Source organism: Nonomuraea sp. LPB2021202275-12-8 (genome assembly GCF_037044575.1).
Lineage (GTDB): Bacteria > Actinomycetota > Actinomycetes > Streptosporangiales > Streptosporangiaceae > Nonomuraea.
Genome location: NZ_JBAHWD010000017.1, coordinates 82,314 through 101,907, shown reverse-complemented (window position 1 = coordinate 101,907; position 19,594 = coordinate 82,314). Strand labels below are relative to the sequence as shown.

The following is a 19,594-nucleotide window of genomic DNA, read 5'->3' as shown; positions in this document are numbered from 1 at the left end:
GTCGTACCCTTCAGAGTTGAACCCGATCAACGGCGACTTTGGATTCCTCGTTGGCTGTGCGGTAGTTCACTGCCACCTGGACGAGCTTCCCGCGGTCCTTCTCCAGAACCTCCCGCAGGATTCCGGCGCAGTCTGCCCAGATGTCGGACAGGGCATCGAACCTGCTGACAAATGGAGCCCCGATGGCGGGGACGCCCGCGCCAGGAAGCCAGTTCCAACCACCGAAGCTGGGCGTGACCGCCGCCATTTGACCGACCGTCGCGGCCGTCGTCACCATCGTTTCGGTGAAGGTGATGATCTTGTCCGTCGCGTACTCGACACCGTCCTTGCCAGCACTGGCGGGAGCGGGTTCCGGGGAACCGTCCCGCGGAGGCGGGGCGACGCTCCCGCTGGACCGCAGGCTCGCGGGCAAGCATGGGCCGGTGGGGCAGGCGGGGGTGTGCGGGCAGGGGCTGAGCACCGAGGAGGATGGACCGGTCGACGGGTTCTTGGACGGGCTCGCGGACGAATCCCGATATGTCGGCTCGGTGGAGGCAGGGTCAGGCACGCGGTACACCTTCCGTTACTCGGCCGAGATGACCCTCGGCGCGGTGATCCCACGCGCAGAGGGCGCTGCGTCGGGAGGGTATCGCGCGACGCGAGATACCGGCCGTTAATGATCAGGCAACAATCTAGGGGACGAATCGGGCGGCGTCCATCGACATCCGAGGCATCCCGCTCGCCCGGCACCTGGCCCAAGACTCACCTCACAGGCCGGCGCCGGCTCGGCCGGGATCGCACATCCTGCGGCCTCGGGGCCGCAGACGACGACCACGTGGGCCCTTGCTAGCATCCGAGCCGCCCGCCCTCGTGCCGGGCATGGTCAGAGCGGGCAACGGTGAAAATGGCAAGGGGACCCATCCATGAAGATCATCGTCGATGACCTCTCCGGTCCGGAGATCGCCGCCTTCCTCGACGAGCACCTCCAGGAGATGCGCTCCATCACGCCGCTGGAGAGCAAGCACGCCCTCGACCTCGACGCGCTCCGCAAGCCTGACGTCACTTTCTGGACGGTCCTCGACGGGGACACCCTGGTGGGCTGCGGCGCGATCAAGAGGCTGGACGCGGAGCACGCCGAGGTGAAGTCGATGCGCACCAGGCCGGTGCGCAAGCGCAGCGGGGTCGCGTCCCTGCTGCTGGGGCACATCATCACCGAGGCCGGGCGGATGGGCTTGACCCGGCTGAGCCTGGAGACCGGCTCGGACGAGCACTTCCTGCCTGCCAGGAAGCTGTACGAGAAGTTCGGGTTCGACTACTGCGAGCCGTTCGCGGATTACCGGCCGGACCCGAACAGCGTGTTCATGACGAGGACGCTCGAAACGATCGGCAGATAGCTCGTCACACTTCCTCCCCACCGGGTGTCAAAGCCGTGATCCCGATTCAGGGCGATGCTCACAGGAGGAAACGATCATGTCTGAGACCTCGTCTCGCGACTGGCCCCGGCGGCTGCTCATCGGCTTCTACTGGTTCCTGGCGGCCGAGTTCGTCCTGGGCGCCATGACGAAGTTCGCGCCCGGCGAGACCGTCTTCGGCCCGGCATACTCGGTGAAGTTCGCCGACTGGGGTTACCCGTCGTGGTTCCGGTTCGTGATCGGCGGGGTGGAGCTGATCTGCGCCATCCTGCTGGTCGTCCCGCGCAGGCGGGCCAGGTTCCTCGGAGCGGGCGCGCTGGTGGTCGTCCTCGTCGGGGCGGTCGTCACGCATGTGGCCAACCAGGACCCGATCTACGAGAGCGTCTCGGCGCCCCTGCACCTGGCGATCATGGCGGCCATCGCGTGGGCGTCCCGGCCCGCGCACTGGCGGGAGCTCCGGCCCGTGCGGCGCGTGCCTCTGTCGGATCAGGGCTGATCACGCCGCCGGCGGATGCGACCCCACGGCTTGTAGAACGACATCCAGGTGACCACGCCGAGCGCCACGGGGTGCAGCACCGCCAGCACGACCAGGTTGTCCTGCACGGTCTTGTACGCGGCGTCCGAGCTGCCCGCGTTGCCGATCGCGTACGCGACCAGATCGGGCGAGTGGCTGACGGTGAAGGCGATCGTCCCCACGGTCGCGATCAGCTTCAGCAGCGGCCACCAGTGCTTGACGAGTCCCCAGTGGGTGAACAGGGACAGCACCAGGCCGGTCAGCAGCGTCGCCACGGCCGAGGGGATGATCACGGTCGTGATGAGCAGCCGCTGGAACTGGTACGCCGAGCGGAGCTGGGTGACGTCCGTCAGGTCCAGGGCGGCGACCGTCAGGACGACGAGCACGATCGTCATGCCGAACCAGCCGAGCGAGGCCATGACGTGCACCATGAGGATGGGCCTGCGCCAGCGGCGGGGCAGCGTCGGCCGGCCGCGCGCGGGCACGCGCTCGCGCGCGGCGGTTTCCTGAGCCGGGGTCTCGAGGGTGGCGGTCATGAGCGGCGGTTCCTTCCCCCGTGGGCTTGGCCTGCTCATTCAGGGTCGCCGTCCCCGGGGCCCGGCGCATCGGCCGGCGAGACGATCGCGGACTACACCTGCGGGCGTATCGGCGAGGCCACGGATCAGGAGGCTCGGACGTCGCTGAACCCGTACTCCCCGGCCAGGTCGGCGACGGTGAGAGTGCGGCCGGCGTGCCTGGCCACGTCCCGGTCCTCCAGCAGGGCGCGGACGGCCCGGCCCGGAAACTCGACCGAGTCGCCGCCCGGGACGTCCTCGCCGAGCACCGCGATGATCGCCTCGGTGCGGGTGAACCCCGGGGAGAGGACGAGCGCGGTGACGCCGTGCGGGCGCAGATCGTGGGCCATGGAGTGGGCCAGGCGGCTGACGCTCGTCATCGCCAGGTCGTAGAAGAGATGGCCGGCGATCACCTCGGCCTCCGGATCGGCGTATCCGGTCAGCACGGCCAGCCCTCGCCGCTCGATCAGCAGCGGCGCCGCGTAGTGGACCGTCACCAGGTGGCTCCGGACCCCGATGTCGATCATGTTGTGCCAGTGCTCCAGCGGCAGCGTCCAGAACGGGCCGCCTTCGAACGGCAGCGCGTTGCCGTTGCAGGCGTTGGCCACCAGCAGGTCCAGGCCGCCCTGTTCGTCACGGACCCGGTCGAACAGCGACTCGACGGCCGCGTCGTCGTGGTGGTCGACGCGCACCGGTATGCCCCGGCCGCCGCGCTCGCTCACCTGCTCGGCGGTGTCCTCGACGGTGCCCGGCAGCGCCGAGTGGCGGTGGTGGCGGCTCTCGCGGTCGGTGACGTACACGGTCGCGCCGGTCTCGCCGAGCACCAGGGCGATGCCCCGTCCGACCCCGCGCGCGGCTCCGGTCACGACGGCGACGGCGCCCTCCATCACACCCCCCTGCTTGCGGCCTCCTGCCCACCCTCACCTGCTCGGCCCGCTCCGTCAACGGTTACCAGGTGACGGCGCGGGCGCACACCCTGTAGGCCGACAGGTACACCTCGCGGCGGCGCGCAGGCACGATCACGGTGAACGTCTTGTCAGGGCCATCTCCTGACATATGGGGGCAAGACTGAAGGGTTTTCGTATGCGTGTTCGACTTCTCACGGCGGCGGCCGCGGCGCTCGCGTTCGGCGTGGTCCCCCTGGCGCCCACCGCGGCTCAGGCCGAGAGCTGCCCGAAGGGGTACATCTGCTTACGGCTACAACCAGACGGACGGCATCTCGTTCAAGACCAACAAGAACTGGACCGGCCACAACTACGGCCGTTCCTACTTCAACAACGCCTACGCCTACGAAGGCCAGGACCACGTCAACGTCAAGATCACGAGCGTGGGAACCCGCTGCTACCACTACGGCCCGACGGAGGGCAAAAGGCAACATCCCGGCCCCGCCGAACTCCATCCGGATCATCACCGCCGTCACCTGGCGGGGTGAGTGCTGAGTCCTGACCGGTAGCGGACGAGCCGCCGCGACCGGTGGCTCGTCTCGTGCTCGCGGGAAGTCCTGGGAACGGTCAGCGCGGTTCGGCCGGGATGGGCGTCGGGGCGGCGCCGCCGTCCACCCCGGCCGGCAGCAGCGGCAGCATCACCTCGACCCGCGTCCCCAATCCGGGCGCCCCGCTGACCACGCAGATGCCGCCCAGCTCGGCCGCCCGCTCCCGCATGGATCCCAGGCCCACTCCGGACCGATGGCCTTCCGGCAGCCCGCGGCCGTCGTCGCTGATCGTCATCCGCAGCACCGAGCGCTCCCGCTGCAGGACCACGGCGGCGTTGCTCGCCTGGGCGTGCCGCCGGACGTTGGTCAGTGCCTCCTGGACGATCCGGTAGACGGCCACCTCGACGGCCGCCGGGAGCTCCGACAGGTCTCCTTCGACATCCACCTCGATCGCGATCTCCGGCGACGACTGCCCCGCGAGGTCCCGTACGGCCCGCGCCAGGCCCAGGTCGTCGAGGGCGGGCGGGCGTAAGCCGTACACCAGCTGCCGGATGTCGCCCGCGACCGCGTCCATCCCCGAGCGGAGCTGCTGCAGCAGCTCGTCGGCGGAGTCGGGCGAGTCCTTCAACCGGCTGCGCGCGATGTTGATGATCATCGCCATGCTCGACAGGCTCTGGCCCAGCCCGTCGTGCAGGTCACGCCGCAGGCGCCGCCGCTCCTCCTCCCGCGTGGTCAGGATGCGCTCCCTGGATCGTTGCAGGTCCGCCGCCATGCGGACCGCGTGCGCCACGTCCGCGACGTACGGCGTGAGGGTGGCCAGCACCCGCTCGTTGTGCGCGGCGGGGAACCGGCGCGGGCCGGGGGCGCCGACGAGCAGGCGGCCGACCTGCTCCCCGTGCCAGACCAGCGGCACCCTGCGGGCCTGCTCCCCCACCCGGCCGTTCTCGACGTAGCGGGGCTCGCCGTCGGCCACCTCCACGGCGACCCCCTCGACCGCGAGCCCGTCACGCAGCACGCCGACCACCGAGGTCAGCGCCTCGGCCGGGTCGCCGCGCCGGATCGCCTGGGTCAGCCGCTCGGCGAGGAGGCCGGGGTCGCCCACCCTGCCGTACAGCATCCGGTCGACGGCCCGCTGCAACACCCGCCGCAGCGGCTGGAAGAACGCCCCGGCGAACAGCGCGGAGACCAGCCCGGCGACCTGGTCGTACTCGGACACGACCAGGCTCGACACCGCGCCGACGCCGAAGTAGACGGCGCTGACGACGGCCAGCAACCCGGCGGCCACGAAGGTCCGGCTGATCACGGTGTCGATCCCGTACAGCCTGTAGCGCGTGATCGAGAACGCGATCGCGACCGGGACGAGCGCCGCCCACGTGATCGACAGCCACGTCAGCTCGGGCGCGAACGCGCCCACGACCAGGAAGACGACGTACCCGGCGAAGGCGAACAGCGGCCATCCGATCTGCCGCCTCACCACGGGACCGGCGCCCCGCATCCGCGTGGCCATGGAAAGGGCCGCCAGCGCCAGCGAGATGTAGATGACCGTCCAGGTGATCGTCCCGATCGTGGTCATGTACGGCGCGAGTGCGGGGATCTCCAGGGGGTTCGGTATGACGGCGGGGTACCGATAACGCGCCAACGGAGGGTCGGGACGGAAGAGGCCGCGCAGCATCTCGGCCGTCAGGGCGCCGGCGCCGGCGAACAGGACCACTCGCCAGCGCGGCGAAGGCAACCGGCCGTCGGGCGAGTACAGCGTGAGCAGCAGCGTCAGGGTCACCCCGCACACCGCCCAGCCGAGCAGGTTCGGGAAGCGCAGGTAACCGGCCAGGACGAGGTGGCCGTCGGCGGCGACCCGCATCACCAGCCCGTGCGTGACGTCGCTGATCCCGGCCGCCAGCCCGCCCGCGCACATCAGCCACGCCATGTTCAGCCGCGGCCGGTGGAAGATGAGGAACGCTCCAACTGCCGGGAACGTCAGCGCGGCGGCCGACTGGGGGGTCGCGGTTACCCTGGGCAGCCACTCCTCGGGCAGCCCGGCCCAGATCAGCAGGGCCGCCACCTCGAGCGCCGGAGACAGCACCGCCGTCGCGAGCGCCACGCCCCTGGCCACGTGCGCCCGGGTCACCCCTGCCACCCGGCTCCCCGGCAGGCGGCGGCCACGGCAGCGCCCGCTGACGCGGCCCTCCCGGCTCTTCCGGCCATCCTGTACCGCCTCCCCGGCTCTGACATCTTCCCCCACGAGCTGGACAGGATTATGACGTCTCTGTAGTACTAAATCCCACCTTGAAGCCAGGCCGTTACCACTACCGGCCAACACCCCGGCCCGAGGGCCGAGTCGTCCCGGGTGACAGACTCGATGACATGCAGAAGACCTCCTTGGACGCCCTCGTACGTGAGCACCTGAAGCGCGCCGCCGAAGCCTCGACCGGACGCAGCGCCGAGACGCTGCACGGCGGCCACGAGCACACCCTCCGCCAGACGCTCATCGCCCTGACCGCGGGCAGCTCGCTGAGCGAGCACGAGAACCCCGGCGAGGCCACCCTCGTCGTGCTGCACGGCCGCGTGCGGCTGCGCAGCGGCGACACTTCGTGGGACGGGATGACCGGCGACTTCCTGGTGATCCCGCAGGCTCGCCACAGCCTGGAGGCCCTGGAGGACTCCGCCGCCCTCCTCACCGTCGCCAAAGTCTCCTGACTCAGAGGCCGGCCGTGGTGTCCGGGACGAAGGTCTCCAGTCTCGGGGGGCGGCGGTAGCCGGTGCCCGGCGGGCGGCGGCGGAGCTTGAGAGTGGGGCGCTCGACCTCCCGGTAGGGGATCGTCGACAGCAGGTGGGTGATCATGTTGATCCTCGCCCGCCGCTTGTCCTCGCTCTCCACGTCATACCAGGGCGCCTCCGGGATGTGGGTGTGGATCAGCATCTCGTCCTTGGCGCGTGAATACTCCTCCCAGCGGGCGATCGACTCCAGGTCGATCTCCGACAGCTTCCAGCGGCGCATCGGGTCCGCCAGCCTCGCGCGAAAGCGCCGTTCCTGCTCGGCGTCGCTGACCGAGAACCAGTACTTGCGCAGCAGGATCCCGTCCTCGACCAGCAGCCGCTCGAAGATCGGGCACTGGTGCAGGAACCTGGTGTACTCCTCGTGCGTGCAGAAGCCCATGACCCGCTCGACGCCCGCCCGGTTGTACCAGCTGCGGTCGAACAGGACGATGGTCCCGGCCGACGGCAGATGCTCGACGTAGCGCTGGAAGTACCACTGGGTGCGCTCCCGCTCGGTCGGGGCCTGCAGGGCGACGATCCGGGTGACGCGCGGGTTGAGGTATTCGGCCACCCGCTTGATCGTGCCGCCCTTGCCGGCGGCGTCGCGGCCCTCGAAGATCACGACCACCCGCCTGCCCTCGGCGCGCACCCACTCCTGCAGCTTCACCAGCTCGCCCTGCAGCCGGAAAAGCTCCTCCTCGTACGCCTTGCGGCCGAGCTTCTTGCTGGCCTGCGGCTTGTCGGCCATGTGGTCCTCCCGGTGTGCACCAGACGGCTGCCCACATCCAGGATGCCGTCACGCTCCGGGCTTCAGTGCGTCGCGCAGGGCCAGATATTCGCGCCCCTCGGCCGTGACGCGAACGTAGTGGGCCAGGTCGAACTCGCCGTCGTGCGCGCCGTGGTCCTCGGGGATGGCGTTGAGGCCACGGGGATCGACCGGCTCCACGAACCCCATCGCGTCCAGCCGTTCGAGCTCCAGCTGCAACTTCCTGTCGTGCCGGAATCTGGCCGGCACGGGACCCCCGCGCGCCAGGTTGCGCAGGTGGTCCCATTCGTACTTGGTGACGACGCCGGTGAGCGCCACCTGCAGGGCGCGCAGGTCGGACTCCAGATGGCGCTGCTTGGCCTCGTACCTGGCCAGCCGGGCGCTGACGCCACCCGCGCCGATGGTGAGATCGGTGATGGAGTACGGGCCTGCGGCGAAGGCGACGCCGGCCAGGAGCACGACGGCCAGCGCGACCTCGTGCAGCTCCAGCCGGTGGTTGTCGGGCACCAGGCCGAAGGGGATCGCCAGCAGGTAGGCCAGGTAGGCGAGGGTGATGGCGATCGCGCAGGCCATGCCGAAGCGGTGACGGGTCATGGGAGCCTCCGGTCTGGAGGGTGCTCCTGGCGGGCGGCGGGCGTCAACCCGTTATGCGAAGGCCTGGGCGACGGAGAGGCTGTCCTCGTAGACGTGGTGCCGGGTGACCAGGCCGTCTTCGACCGTGAGGTGCAGGGCGAAGCGGGAGCGGTAGGCGCGGCCGGTGGAGCGGGCCGTCTGCCGGATCTCGCCGAGCACGACGGCGTGGTCACCGTCCACGAGGACGCGCTCGACCTCGGTGGCCACCTCCTCGGGCACGTGGTGCTCGGCGATCTGGCGGTAGTGCTCCGCGGCGTCGGCGCGGGTGACCCGATGGCGGATCCACGGGGTGGCGGCGCGCCCGTGCTCGGATTCCGGCCAGTCGAGCTTCCAGTCGGCGTGTTCGGCGTACATCTCGGCGATGCGGCCTGGGTCGCCCGCCCCGATCCGGCTCAGCAGCTCTTCGACGACTTCACGCGTGGTCATGGTGTCTCCCCCAAAGGTGATCAGTGGGGACAACCCTGCCAGGTGGAGGTGCGCACCGCGATTACCTGACAGGTAACCGGGAGCCGCCCCCTTTCTTGACAATTTTATTTGTCGGTGAGAGGCTCCGGGCATGAACACGAGAACGGTCACCTCCAAGGACGGCACCACGATCGCCTACGAGCGCATCGGCCAGGGCCCGCCGGTCATCCTCGTCGACGGCGCCATGTGCTACCGCGCCTCGGGCCCCAACGGGCCGCTGGCCAAGGAGCTGGCCGACAGCTTCACGGTCTACACCTACGACCGCCGCGGCCGCGGCGAGAGTGGCGACACCGCGCCGTTCGCGCCGGAGCGCGAGATCGAGGACCTCGCCGCCCTCATCGGGGAGGCCGGCGCGCCGGTCTTCCTGTACGGGATCTCCTCGGGCGCCGGGCTGGCCCTGGCCGCCGTGGAGAGCGGGCTCCCGGTGAGCAGGCTGGCGGTGTACGAGCCGCCGTTCGTCGTCGACGGCACCCGCCCGCCCATCCCCGGCGACTACACCGAGCGGATCGAGGCCTTCCTGGCCGCGGGACAGCCCGGAAAGGCGATCGGCTACTTCATGCGCAAGGGCGTCAACCTGCCCGCCCCGATCGTGGCCATGATGCGCTTCATGCCCGGCTGGTCGGGGATGAAGGAGGTCGCGCGCACGCTGCCGTACGACGCGGCCTTCGTGACCGACTTCGAGCATGGCAAGCCGCTGCCCGACGGGCAGTGGGACTCGATCAAGGTGCCCACGCTCGCGGTCGACGGCGGCAAGAGCCCCGCCTGGATCCGCAACGGCGTGAAGGACCTGGCGCGGGTGCTGCCCAACGCCGAGCACCGCACGCTCGACGGCCAGACGCACATGGTCAAGCCGCAGGCTCTGGCCCCGGTTCTGAAGGGATTCTTCCAATGATCTTCCGCACCACGGTCGAGCTGGGCGGCAAGACCGCCACCGGGTTCGAGGTCCCGGCCGAGGTCGTCGCCGAGCTGGGCGCGGGCAAGCGGCCCGCCGTCCACGTCACGATCAACGGATACTCCTACCGCAGCACGGTGGCGCCCATGGGCGGCCGGTTCATGGTCCCCCTGAGCGCCGCGAACCGGGAGGGCGCGGGCGCCGCCGCCGGCGACGAGATCGAGGTCGGCCTGGAGCTCGACACCGAGCCTCGCGCCGTGAGCGTGCCACCCGACCTGGCCGAGGCGCTCGACCAGGCGCCGGAGGCCAAGAAGTTCTTCGAGAGCCTGTCCTACTCCCGCCAGAGCCGCTACGTGCTGCTGGTCGAGGGCGCCAAGAAGGCCGAGACCAGGCAGCGCCGCGTCGCCGACACGGTGGCCAAGCTCGCCAACGGCGAGACCTGACCTTCCGGCGGCAGGACACACGTCGTCGGCGGGGCGCCATGGCCGAGGCCCTCACCGACATCGAAACTCTCCGTGACCCGCTCGTGCTGGCGAGGCGACTCGCTCCTGAGAGTGAGGTGGAGGATCGCTCCTCGCGGCGATCCCATCCGGGGCGGAAAATCCGAGTATTAGGGGCATCAGCCGAATCGCTGGGACACCGTCCCCCGGGCAGCCGGGGTCGCCCCTGAGGAGATCACGTCATGCGGATCCGCCCTGCCTATCTCGCCGCCCCCGCCCTCGCCCTGGTCTACGGAGTGCTCCGCGTCGTCGACGGGTTCGACGGCGTCCGAGGGCCCGGACCGGCCTGGACACTCGGACATCTCGCCTTCATGGGCGCTCTAGTGCTCTTCATCGCGGTATTTCGGGACATGTGGGGGATGCTCGGCCGCGGCCGGGTCGCCACCGTCACGCTGGTGGTGGGGCTCGCCGGCATCGCGTTCACCTTCGTCCAGTTCGCGATCGACATCGTGGTCGGGTTCATGGCCGCCGACCACGAGGCCATGGGACCGCTGTTCGACCAGGTGCAGGCCGTGCCCGGCGTGTCGCTGCTGGTCTACGAGGCCGGACCGATCCTCTTCTACGTCGCCCAGCTCGCCCTGGTGATCCACCTCGCCGTCCAGCGCCAGGTCCGGCTCTGGGTGCCCGTGCTCGTGCTGCTCCAGGTCCTGCTGCCGTTCGCGTCACTGGATCTCATCCCCGTCGGCTCGCTCCTCGCGATGGTCGCCTTCCTGCCGCTGGCGACGCGTGAGGACAAGCGGCCAGAGGTCTCCCTCGCCCATGCGTGATCATGCGGAAAGATGGGACATTGTGCCCGATCCCCCGCTCATCGCCGTGCTGCGCCGGCGGGTCCGAGCGCTCCCTCCCCTGCAGGTGGACGGAGCGCTCACCGCGCTGATCACGCTGGCGCAGCTCTGGCCACTGCTCTCCAGCAAGAGCGTGAGCGGCGTGCCGTGGGACTGGTGGGGCTACGTCGTCGCGGTCGCCGCGTCGCTGCCGCTGATCTGGCGCCGCCGCGCCCCGGTGACCGTCCTGCTGGTGAACCTCTGCGTCGGGATGCTGTACGACGTCGCCGACCATGTGGCGGACCAGCCCGTCTGGTACGGCTCGCTCGTCGCCCTCTACACCGTCGCCGCCTACTCAGCCCCCTTGACCCGGATCACCGCGCTGGTCCTGACGACCGCCGGCCTGCTGCTGCTCGTCGGCTCGTCGGAGACGGCGCTGCGCAGCATCGTGCTGTTCGTCGCCGCGTACGCCATCGGCAGGGCGGCGGCGACCTCCCGCGCCCACGCGGCGGCGCTGGAGGAGCGGGCCGCGAGGCTGGAAAGGGAACGCCAGATGGAAGCCGAACGCGCGGCCGAACGCGAACGGGCCAGAATCGCCCGCGACATGCACGACATACTCGCCCACGCGGTCAGCCTCATGGTCGTGCAGGCCGAGGCCGGGCCGGTGGCCGTCAGGAAGGACCCGGACCGGGCCGAGGCCGCCTTCGACGCCATCGCCGGGGCGGGGCGCGACGCGATGGTGCAGCTCCGGCGCATGCTCGGCGCGCTGAAGGAGGACGAGGCGCCGCGTGCTCCCCAGCCCACCATCGAGGACCTGCCGGAGCTCGCCGGCCAGGTCTCGGGGATCGGCCTGGACGTGGCCTTCCACACCGAGGGCGAGGCACGCCCGGTGACGCCGGACTGCGCGGTCGCCGCCTACCGGATCACGCAGGAAGCGCTCACCAACATCGTCAAGCACGCCGGCGCGAACCGCGCGGACATCAGGCTCATCTGGGAGGACGACACTCTGATGATCGACATCACCGACGACGGTCAGGGTTCGGGCCGGGCGCTGCCCTCGGGCGGTCACGGGCTGATCGGCGTCCGCGAGCGCGCCGCCGCCTGCGGCGGCGCCGCCACCGCGGGTCCCCGCCAGGACGGTCCCGGCTTCCGGGTCTCGGTACGCCTCCCGGTGGCCAGGGCATGACCGGGCCCGAGCCGGTCGTGCGGGTCGTGGTGGCCGACGACCAGGAGCTGGTCAGGGGCGGGTTCGCGATGATCCTGGACGCGCAGCCGGACATCGACGTGGTGGCCGAGGCGGGCGACGGCGTGCAGGCGGTGGCCGCGGTCCGCGAGCACGACCCCGACGTGCTGCTGCTCGACATCCGCATGCCCAGGATGGACGGCATCGAGGCGGCCAGGATCGTGTGCGCGGAGGCGCGCTGCCGGGTGCTCATGCTGACCACGTTCGACCTGGACGACTACGTCTACGACGCGCTGCGGGCCGGAGCGAGCGGGTTCCTGCTCAAGGACGTGCGCCGCGACGACCTGGTGCGCGCCGTGCGGGTGGTCGCCGGGGGCGAGTCGCTCCTGGCTCCCGCGGTCACCACGAAGCTGATCCGCGAGTTCACGTCCAGGCCGGCCGCCACGCCGGCCGCGGGGGCTGCGGGGGCGCTGGCCGTACTGACCGCGAGAGAGCGCGAGACGCTCCAGCTCATCGCCCGCGGGCTGTCCAACGCGGAGATCGCCGAGGTCATGGTGGTCAGCGAGCACACCGTGAAGTCGCACGTCAGCAACCTGCTCACCAAGCTCGGGCTGCGCGACCGGGTGCAGGCGGTGATCGCCGCCTACGAGTCGGGGCTGGCGGTCCCGGGGGCGTAACGCGAGGCCGGGCGGGTAGGCGCTGGCTTATGACTGAGGGTATCGAGACGGACATGCTCTGGGACGAGTTCCACCGCATGGTGAACATGACGTCCGAGGAGCTGCGCGCTTACCTCCTGGCCGACGCCTCCGGTGAGGAGGCCTTCCCCGACGGCCCTGACCTGGGAGTCGACGAGCTCGGACGGGACGTGCTGCACGTGCTGAGCAAGCGGAAGGTGGACCTGACCAAGGACGACTGGGACACGATGGGGCGGGTCGTCGAGCTGGTGGAGACCTTGGGCGACAAGACCGAGGACGAGTCCAGGCACCTGCTCATGTCCGTCGGCCACGATCCGCTCCGGGCGTAGCGCCATGGTCGAGCCGCACTCGTGGATCGACGGCTATCTCAGGGCGTGGGAGTCCAACGATCCCGACGAGATCAACGCGCTGTTCACCGAGGACGCCGTCTACTACAACGAGCCGTACAGCCTGCCCGCGCGCGGGCGGGACGAGATCGTCGCAAACTGGCTGTCCCGGCAGGACAAGCCTGGCGAGACCACGTTCGAGTGGCATCCGGTGTGCGTGACCGGCGACGTGAGCGTCATCCAGGGAGTCACGACATATCCGGACAAAACGTATAGCAACCTCTGGGTGATCCGATTCGCTCCCGACGGCAGGTGCCGGGAATTCACCGAATGGTGGATGCAGCATGACCCCAGGTGATGCAATGGGCCGACACACACCCGAGGAGACCCGTTGAGAGACAACCTCGACCTCGCCGCGAACGCCCAGCAGCTCGCCGACGACGCACCGGCCGGATCGCTCGACCGCGCCGCGGCGGCGTCCGTGGCGATCACGCTGGCGACGACGCGCGACGTCGCGCAGGCCAGGCAGACACTCGACGGGCTGTCGCCCGAGGACGTCCGCCAAGCGGCCCTGGCTCTCTTCGACCGCCTCTCCGCAGGCTGACGCCCGACCGCCTCTCCGCAGACCGGCCCAGCCTCCGCAGGCTGACACCCGGCCGGGACTTCGTGCGCTGACGCTTGGCCGATGTGGCCGCCGATGAAGCAGGCCGAACCGGCGAGCGATACACGCATGCCGCCGATCCAACACCCCGCGGGCGCGCCCCGAGCTTACGGAGCCGGAACGTCGCCGAGGTGCTCCACCAGCCGCTTGAGCTGCTCGGCGTAGTGGGCGGCGAACTCCGGGTGTTCGCAGGTGAGTGAGGGCTGGCAGGGCCGGGGCGGCCATGGCACTGTGACGGCATGTTCACCGTGCGGACCGCTCGCCTGTTCGACGGCCGGGACATGCGCCACGACCAGGTGGTGACCATCGCGGACGGGCGCGTGCGCGAGGTCTCCCCCGGCACCCGCGCCACCGTCGACCTGGGGGATGCCACCCTGCTGCCCGGGCTCATCGACTGCCACGTCCACCTGGCCTTCGACGCCGGCCCCGACCCGGTGGCCATGCTGGACGCGCCGGGCCTGCCCGGCCGGATGCGCGAGGCCGCGCGGCGGCATCTGGCCGCGGGCGTCACCACGGTCCGCGACCTGGGCGACCGCGACTACCTCGCACTCGACCTCGGGCTGGGCCTGAAGGGGCCGGAGATCCTCGCCGCCGGGCCGCCGATCACCACCACCAGGGGGCACTGCTGGTGGCTGGGCGGCGAGGCCGACAGCGAGGAGGCCATACGGCAGGCCGTGCGCGAGCACGCCGGTCGCGGTGTGCACGTGATCAAGATGATGGTCACCGGCGGTGAGCTGACCGAGGGCAGTCACTCCCACCTGCGGCAGTACGGCGCGGCCGAGCTGAGGGCGGCGGCCGACGAGGCGCACGCGCTCGGCCTGCCCATCACCGGGCACGCTCACTGCGCCGACGGCATCGCGCTCGCCCTGGAGGCGGGGTTCGACTCGATCGAGCACTGCTCGTTCATCACCGGAGACACCGTCGAGCTGGACCACGGGCTGATCGCCCGGCTGGCGGCCGCCGAGATCGTCGTCTCACTCAGCATCGGCAACGTGCCCGTTCCCGGCGTGCCGCCGCCACGCTTCGTCGCGCTCATGCCCGGGATCCTGGAGGGGGCGCGGGCGATGTACGCGGCCGGGGTCGACTTCGTCATCGGCACGGACGCGGGGATCGGGCCGCGCAAACCGCACGGGCTGCTCCCGCACGGCGCCAAAATTCTGGTCGAGTTGGGGTATGCGCCGATCAATGTGCTGCGCTCGATGACCTCGGTGGCGGCGCGGGTGTGCCGGGTCACAGACCGTAAGGGCCGGATCGCGGCAGGGATGGACGCGGACCTGCTCGCCGTCGCGGGTGATCCGCTCGCCGACATCACCGCGCTGCGTCATCCGCTGGCGGTTTTCCGGATGGGACGGCGAGTTTTCTCCTGACCAAGCAGGCGTAAACAACAGGTGATCTTCTCCGTGGCTCGCGCTGTTAAGTTACGTGCGTAGTGTGGTAGGAGCAGTGCGGCGACGCATACAGCCGCTGCTACACACAAGCGCCAGGTTCGATCTTCCGCATTCGCGGGGAATGCGCCAATGTGGGGGCAGCTTCCACCGCGAACATGAGGAGACCAGTGGCCGATCCCGTCACGCTCGAAACCCGAGGCAGCGACTTCGCCAGACTCGTAACCAAGATCACCGAAGCCGGGTTGCTGAACCGGCGTCCGGTCTACTACGCGATCCGGATGAGCCTCGTCATGGCCGCCTATCTGGCCGCCTGGGCGCTCTTCGTCTGGGTCGGCGACTCGTGGCTCCAGATGCTCGTCGCGGTCCTGCTCGCGGTGATCTCCACCCAGATCGGGTTCGTCTCTCACGACGTCGGCCACCGGCAGGTCTTCCGGACCCGCCGCGCCAGCGACATCGCCGGGCTGCTGTTCGGCAACCTCGGCATCGGGCTCGGCTGGGGGTGGTGGAACACCAAGCACAACCGCCACCACGCCAACCCCAACCACGAGGACCACGACCCGGACGTCTCCCCCGCGGTGATCGTCTGGTCGGAGGACCAGGTGGAGAAGAGCACCGGCCTGCCCCGGTTCCTCGCCAAATACCAGGCTTACTGGTTCTTCCCCCTGCTGACGCTGGAGGCCTGGCACCTGCACGTGGCCAGCGTCAAGGAGCTGTTCAAGCCCACGGCCAAGCGCCGCGGCACCGAAGGGGCGCTGCTGGCCATCCACTTCGTCCTCTACTTCGGCCTGATCTTCACCGTGCTGCCGTTCGGCATGGCGGTGGCGTTCCTGATCGTGCACCAGGGCCTGTTCGGCATCTACCTGGGCTGCTCGTTCGCGCCCAACCACAAGGGGATGCCGATCCTGACCGCCGAGGACAAGCTCGACTTCCTGCGCAAGCAGGTGCTGACCTCGCGCAACGTCAAGGGCGGCGTGCTCACCGACGTGGCGCTCGGCCAGCTCAACTACCAGATCGAGCACCACCTGTTCCCCAACATGCCGGCGCCCAACCTGCGCAAGGCCCAGCCGATCGTCCGGAGCTACTGCGAGGAGATCGGCGTCAGCTACCTCGAGACCGGATTGGTCAAGTCCTACAGCCAGGCGCTCGGCCACCTGCACGAGGTCGGCGCGGCACTGCGCTGACCCGCTTCGAGGGCCGGCCCGTGGCCGCCCTCGGAGCGATCAGCCGCCTCCCTCCAGCCGCTGTCGCAGGGTCTCCCTGCGCTGCTCCAGCTCGGCGATGAGCCCTTCCTGCTCGTCGGCCTGAGCGATCATGGCGGAGATCTCGAACTGGTCGGTCGCGCCCATGTCGCGGATCTGGCTGCGCATATCCTGGTTGTCCTGCTTCAACTTCGCGATTTCCTGGTCGAGTTCGCGAAGGTCGTCTTCAGTGCTCATCCTCCAGAACTACCCGCGTGCGACTCGGGTACCACCAGGGGCGTATGGCCGCACCGCACGTGGGCCGTACAGAATGGACGGCATGCGCAGGTTGACGACGAGCACGATCACGTCGCTCGCCGTGGTCGGGGTGGTCCTGGCCGCCCTCACCGTCACGTGGATGGTCCGTGCCGACAGGCAGCCCAACGTCCTGGACGTGCTGCTGCCGCTCGTCGCGGCGGCGGGGGTGCTCCTGCGTGAGCGCTATCCGGTGGTGGCACTGGTCGTCGTGTCGGCCGCCGTGGCCGCCTACTATCCCTTCGCCAGGCTCGACGGGCCGCTGATCCTGCTGCCGTTCGTGGTCCTCTACACCGCCGCGGACCGGGGGCACCTGATCGCCGCGATCGCCACCGGCGCGGCCTCGCTGCTGGCCATGGGGCTCGGCGAGACCAGAGGCACGCGACACGTGGACGACAGCACGTTCGTGATGATCGCCGGCTGGGTGACCGCCGCCATCGCCGCAGGGGGCGTGACCCGCAACCGCCGCGCCTTCCTGCAGGAGGCCGAGCGGCGGGTGCTCGACGCCGAGCACGGCAAGGAGGAGGAGGCAAGGCGGCGGGCGAGCGAGGAGCGGCTGCGCATCGCCAGGGAGCTGCACGACGTGCTGGGGCACAACATCTCCATGATCAACGTTCAGGCCGCGGCGGCGCTGCACGGGCTGAAGAAGCGTCCGGAGGAGGCCGAGACGGCCCTGCGGACGATCAAGGAGACGAGCAAGGAGACGCTGCGCGAGCTGCGCACCACGCTGGGCGTGCTGCGTCAGGTGGACGAGGACGCGCCGACCGCTCCCGCCGGGAGCCTGGCGCGGGTGGAGGCGCTCGTGGAGGCGTCCGGGCTGGCCGTGCGGACGGAGCTGTCGGGACCGCTGGACGAGGTGCCGGTCGAGGTGGATCTGGCCGCGGCCCGGATCATCCGCGAGGCGCTGACGAACGTGTCGCGGCATTCCGGCTCCAGGGAGGCCACGCTGACCGTGAGCAACGCATCCGGAAATATCATGATCCGGGTCGAGGATGACGGGCCGGGAGCGAGGTTCACCGAGGGCAGCGGCTTCGGCCTGCAGGGCATGCGCGAGCGTGCCACCGCGCTGGGCGGCACGCTCGACGCGGGCCCCAGGCCCGAGGGCGGCTTCCAGATCGTCGCCGCACTACCGCTGAACGGAGCGTCATGATCCGCACGTTGCTCGCCGACGACCAGAACCTGGTACGGGCCGGATTCCGGTCCATCCTCAGCGACGAGGACGACATCGAGGTGGTCGCCGAGGCCGCCAACGGCGTAGAAGCGGTGGCCAGGGCCCGCGAGACGCGGCCCGACGTGGTGCTCATGGACATTCGCATGCCCCAGCTCGACGGGCTGGAGGCGACCCGTCAGATCATCGCCGACCCGCGGCTGGAGCAGGTCAGGGTGATCATCCTGACCACGTTCGACCTCGACGACTACGTCTACGGCGCGCTGCGCGCGGGCGCCAGCGGCTTCCTGGTCAAGGACACCGAGCCGGCCGAGCTGATCCATGCCGTGCGGGTGGTGGCCAGGGGCGACGCGCTGATCGCGCCGTCCGTCACGCGCAAGCTGATCGCGGAGTTCGCCGGCCGGGTCAAGCGCCCGGAGCCGGGGCCCGAGCTCAACGCGCTCACCGAGCGGGAGCGCGAGGTCATGGCGCTGGTGGCGGGCGGGCTGTCCAACGACGAGATCGCGGCGAAGCTGGTGCTCAGCCCCGCCACGGCCAAGACGCACGTCAGCAGGATCATGAGCAAGCTTCGGGTGCGCGACCGGGCCCAGCTCGTGGTGCTCGCCTACGAGGCCGGGGTCATCACGCCGGGGTGGCTTACCTCCTGAGTCGTACACCGAGGTCAGCCATGTGACCGGGGGTGTACACCAGGTGCCCGCTCTGGACTGACGCGCCGGGGCGAGCCGTGACCGGATGCTGCTCGGCATGGATCCCGTGCTGGAAACCGTCGATCTCGCCCGCCTGCAGTTCGCGCTCACGGCGGGCGCGCACTTCCTCTTCGTCGCGCTGACGCTCGGCCTGGCGACACTGGTGGCCGTCATCCAGACCAGGGCCACGCTCGGCCGCAGCCCGGTGCACATGGGGATGACGCGTTTCTGGGGGCAGCTCTACATCATCAACTACGCGATGGGCATCGTCACCGGGCTGGTCATGGAGTTTCAGCTCGGGCTGTCGTGGAGCGACCTGACGGAGTTCGCCGGCAACGCGTTCGGCTCGGCCCTGGCGCTCGAGACGATGGTCGCGTTCTTCATCGAGGCGACCTTCCTGGGCCTGTGGATCTTCGGCTGGAACAAGCTGAACCGGTGGGCGCACCTCGCGCTGATCTGGGTGGTCACGCTCACCGCGTACGCCTCGGCGTTCTGGATCATGGTTTCGAACGGCTTCCTGCAGAACCCGGTCGGCCATCGGATCGACGGCGGAGTGCTGCACCTGGAGGACTTCGGCGCGATGGTGGGCAACCCGGCGGCGCTGGTGGCGTTCGGGCACATCCTGAGCGGCTCGCTGGTGGTCGGCGGGTTCTTCATGGCCGGGGTGAGCGCCTACCACCTGCGCAAGCGGACGGCCGAGCAGGACTTCTTCCGTAAGTCGCTGCGGATCGGGATCGCGGTGGCGCTGCCCGCCACGCTGGTCACCGCCACGTTCGGCGGGATCGGGTTCGAGACACTGCAGCCGGGCAAGATCGCCGCCTGGACGGGCGACAGCACGCGACTGGCCGCGGTGCAGGCGGAGATGGCGGCGCTGCACGGGCCTGGCGACTACCTGCCGCCCGTGGGCTGGGTGCAGGGCGGGGCGCTGACGATGCTGATCCTGTTCGTGCTGATGTTCCTCTTCTCGGGGCTGAGCTTCCTGCTCATGCTCTTCCGGCCGGTGGTGCGCGGGCTGCGGATCTGGCACTGGCTGCTGACCGCGATGATCCCGGTGCCGTTCGTGGCCATGCTGGCCGGGTGGATCTTCCGTGAGATGGGACGGCAGCCGTGGGCGGTCCACGGGCTGCTGACGACCGCCGACGCGATGTCCCCGGTGACCGCGGGGCAGATGCGGTTCTCGCTGATCGCCTTCACCTCGGTGTTCGCCGTACTGATCGTGATCAATTACTGGCTGCTGGCCAGGGCCGCGCGGCGCGGTCCGGGCGCCGTGACCCTGGGCGATCGCCCCATCGAGACGGCCACCCCCGTCCCGACGTTCTGAGGAGCGGA

26 protein-coding genes are annotated in these 19,594 nt (G+C 70.1%); 17 read left to right on the top strand and 9 right to left on the bottom strand.

From position 1 onward, the window contains the following. Positions 1-10: 10 nt before the first annotated feature. Positions 11-412 carry a hypothetical protein gene (locus V5E28_RS28070; protein ID WP_336210914.1) on the bottom strand — a complete coding sequence of 134 codons (402 nt, stop codon included), beginning with the start codon at positions 410-412 and terminating at the stop codon, positions 11-13. 490 nt (positions 413-902) lie between these two features. Here V5E28_RS28070 and V5E28_RS28065 point away from each other — a divergent pair, with 490 nt between their 5' ends. Then, a complete protein-coding gene (locus tag V5E28_RS28065) occupies positions 903-1,373 on the top strand; it encodes a GNAT family N-acetyltransferase (protein WP_336210911.1) in 471 nt (156 codons plus the stop codon). Positions 1,374-1,449: 76 nt separating this feature from the next. Next, complete coding sequence (locus V5E28_RS28060) at positions 1,450-1,887, top strand: DoxX family protein (protein WP_336210908.1); 438 nt, start codon at positions 1,450-1,452, stop codon at positions 1,885-1,887. Here V5E28_RS28060 and V5E28_RS28055 read toward each other — a convergent pair. Together V5E28_RS28055 and V5E28_RS28050 are read right to left on the bottom strand one after the other, a co-directional pair. After that, positions 1,878-2,441 (bottom strand): hypothetical protein, encoded by a 564-nt coding sequence (locus tag V5E28_RS28055; RefSeq protein WP_336210906.1) that lies wholly within the window; start codon positions 2,439-2,441, stop codon positions 1,878-1,880. The two genes, V5E28_RS28060 and V5E28_RS28055, sit on opposite strands and share 10 nt — an antisense overlap. Positions 2,442-2,566: 125 nt before the next feature. After that, the gene (locus V5E28_RS28050) at positions 2,567-3,346 is read right to left on the bottom strand and encodes an SDR family oxidoreductase (RefSeq protein ID WP_336210904.1); all 780 of its coding nucleotides are present in this window, start codon (positions 3,344-3,346) and stop codon (positions 2,567-2,569) included. Between the two features lie 200 nt (positions 3,347-3,546). Between V5E28_RS28050 and V5E28_RS28045 the strand changes: the two genes are divergently transcribed. Then, complete coding sequence (locus V5E28_RS28045; RefSeq protein WP_336210902.1) at positions 3,547-3,891, top strand: hypothetical protein; 345 nt, start codon at positions 3,547-3,549, stop codon at positions 3,889-3,891. Positions 3,892-3,970: 79 nt separating this feature from the next. On the opposite strand, the gene V5E28_RS28040 is transcribed toward V5E28_RS28045, so the two are convergent. Next, a complete protein-coding gene (locus V5E28_RS28040; RefSeq protein ID WP_336210899.1) occupies positions 3,971-6,025 on the bottom strand; it encodes a sensor histidine kinase in 2,055 nt (684 codons plus the stop codon). 227 nt (positions 6,026-6,252) lie between these two features. Between V5E28_RS28040 and V5E28_RS28035 the strand changes: the two genes are divergently transcribed. Then, positions 6,253-6,585, top strand: a complete 333-nt coding sequence (locus tag V5E28_RS28035) for a cupin domain-containing protein (RefSeq protein WP_336210895.1) — start codon at positions 6,253-6,255, stop codon at positions 6,583-6,585. Position 6,586: 1 nt separating this feature from the next. Here the strand turns inward: V5E28_RS28035 and ppk2 are convergent, their stop codons facing one another. From ppk2 to V5E28_RS28020, 3 genes are read right to left on the bottom strand one after another with little or no spacing between them, the layout of a single operon-like run. Then, a complete protein-coding gene (gene ppk2, locus V5E28_RS28030) occupies positions 6,587-7,393 on the bottom strand; it encodes a polyphosphate kinase 2 (RefSeq protein WP_336210894.1) in 807 nt (268 codons plus the stop codon). Between the two features lie 48 nt (positions 7,394-7,441). Next, positions 7,442-8,005: a hypothetical protein gene (locus V5E28_RS28025; RefSeq protein WP_336210892.1), complete on the bottom strand. Its 564-nt coding sequence runs from the start codon at positions 8,003-8,005 to the stop codon at positions 7,442-7,444. A 51-nt stretch (positions 8,006-8,056) separates the two neighbouring features. Next, the gene (locus V5E28_RS28020) at positions 8,057-8,470 is read right to left on the bottom strand and encodes a nuclear transport factor 2 family protein (RefSeq protein WP_336210889.1); all 414 of its coding nucleotides are present in this window, start codon (positions 8,468-8,470) and stop codon (positions 8,057-8,059) included. Between the two features lie 130 nt (positions 8,471-8,600). On the opposite strand from V5E28_RS28020, the gene V5E28_RS28015 reads away from it, so the two are divergent. The 8 genes from V5E28_RS28015 to V5E28_RS27980 all read left to right on the top strand — a co-directional run bounded on the left by V5E28_RS28015 (position 8,601) and on the right by V5E28_RS27980 (position 13,473). Then, a complete protein-coding gene (locus V5E28_RS28015; RefSeq protein WP_336210886.1) occupies positions 8,601-9,401 on the top strand; it encodes an alpha/beta fold hydrolase in 801 nt (266 codons plus the stop codon). Then, positions 9,398-9,844: a YdeI/OmpD-associated family protein gene (locus tag V5E28_RS28010; protein WP_336210884.1), complete on the top strand. Its 447-nt coding sequence runs from the start codon at positions 9,398-9,400 to the stop codon at positions 9,842-9,844. Before V5E28_RS28015 ends, V5E28_RS28010 begins: the two co-directional genes overlap by 4 nt. A 239-nt stretch (positions 9,845-10,083) precedes the next feature. Then, complete coding sequence (locus V5E28_RS28005; RefSeq protein ID WP_336210881.1) at positions 10,084-10,668, top strand: hypothetical protein; 585 nt, start codon at positions 10,084-10,086, stop codon at positions 10,666-10,668. 22 nt (positions 10,669-10,690) lie between these two features. Next, a complete protein-coding gene (locus tag V5E28_RS28000) occupies positions 10,691-11,851 on the top strand; it encodes a sensor histidine kinase (RefSeq protein ID WP_336210879.1) in 1,161 nt (386 codons plus the stop codon). Beyond that, on the top strand, positions 11,848-12,525 hold the full coding sequence (locus tag V5E28_RS27995) for a response regulator transcription factor (RefSeq protein WP_336210876.1): 678 nt from the start codon (positions 11,848-11,850) through the stop codon (positions 12,523-12,525). Before V5E28_RS28000 ends, V5E28_RS27995 begins: the two co-directional genes overlap by 4 nt. Positions 12,526-12,554: 29 nt before the next feature. Further along, on the top strand, positions 12,555-12,872 hold the full coding sequence (locus V5E28_RS27990) for a DUF3140 domain-containing protein (RefSeq protein WP_336210873.1): 318 nt from the start codon (positions 12,555-12,557) through the stop codon (positions 12,870-12,872). A gap of 4 nt (positions 12,873-12,876) precedes the next feature. Next, a complete protein-coding gene (locus tag V5E28_RS27985; RefSeq protein ID WP_336210871.1) occupies positions 12,877-13,227 on the top strand; it encodes a nuclear transport factor 2 family protein in 351 nt (116 codons plus the stop codon). Between the two features lie 33 nt (positions 13,228-13,260). After that, on the top strand, positions 13,261-13,473 hold the full coding sequence (locus tag V5E28_RS27980; RefSeq protein WP_336210870.1) for a hypothetical protein: 213 nt from the start codon (positions 13,261-13,263) through the stop codon (positions 13,471-13,473). 164 nt (positions 13,474-13,637) lie between these two features. Here the strand turns inward: V5E28_RS27980 and V5E28_RS27975 are convergent, their stop codons facing one another. After that, entirely contained in the window at positions 13,638-13,760 is a 123-nt protein-coding gene (locus tag V5E28_RS27975) for a hypothetical protein (RefSeq protein ID WP_336210868.1), read from the bottom strand. Between the two features lie 9 nt (positions 13,761-13,769). Between V5E28_RS27975 and V5E28_RS27970 the strand changes: the two genes are divergently transcribed. Both V5E28_RS27970 and V5E28_RS27965 read left to right on the top strand, forming a co-directional pair. Beyond that, positions 13,770-14,897, top strand: a complete 1,128-nt coding sequence (locus V5E28_RS27970) for an amidohydrolase family protein (protein ID WP_336210866.1) — start codon at positions 13,770-13,772, stop codon at positions 14,895-14,897. A gap of 266 nt (positions 14,898-15,163) precedes the next feature. Continuing rightward, positions 15,164-16,099, top strand: coding sequence for a fatty acid desaturase family protein (locus V5E28_RS27965; RefSeq protein ID WP_442945876.1), 936 nt, complete (start codon positions 15,164-15,166; stop codon positions 16,097-16,099). A 39-nt stretch (positions 16,100-16,138) separates the two neighbouring features. Here V5E28_RS27965 and V5E28_RS27960 read toward each other — a convergent pair whose 3' ends face one another. Continuing rightward, positions 16,139-16,354: a hypothetical protein gene (locus tag V5E28_RS27960; protein ID WP_336210864.1), complete on the bottom strand. Its 216-nt coding sequence runs from the start codon at positions 16,352-16,354 to the stop codon at positions 16,139-16,141. Positions 16,355-16,436: 82 nt separating this feature from the next. Between V5E28_RS27960 and V5E28_RS27955 the strand changes: the two genes are divergently transcribed. The 3 genes from V5E28_RS27955 to V5E28_RS27945 all read left to right on the top strand — a co-directional run bounded on the left by V5E28_RS27955 (position 16,437) and on the right by V5E28_RS27945 (position 19,586). Continuing rightward, a complete protein-coding gene (locus V5E28_RS27955; RefSeq protein ID WP_336210862.1) occupies positions 16,437-17,561 on the top strand; it encodes a sensor histidine kinase in 1,125 nt (374 codons plus the stop codon). After that, positions 17,558-18,226, top strand: coding sequence for a response regulator transcription factor (locus tag V5E28_RS27950; protein ID WP_336210860.1), 669 nt, complete (start codon positions 17,558-17,560; stop codon positions 18,224-18,226). The genes V5E28_RS27955 and V5E28_RS27950 overlap by 4 nt, the downstream gene beginning before the upstream one ends. Before the next feature lie 97 nt (positions 18,227-18,323). Beyond that, the gene (locus tag V5E28_RS27945; RefSeq protein ID WP_336210858.1) at positions 18,324-19,586 is read left to right on the top strand and encodes a cytochrome ubiquinol oxidase subunit I; all 1,263 of its coding nucleotides are present in this window, start codon (positions 18,324-18,326) and stop codon (positions 19,584-19,586) included. The last annotated feature ends 8 nt before the right edge of the window (positions 19,587-19,594 follow it).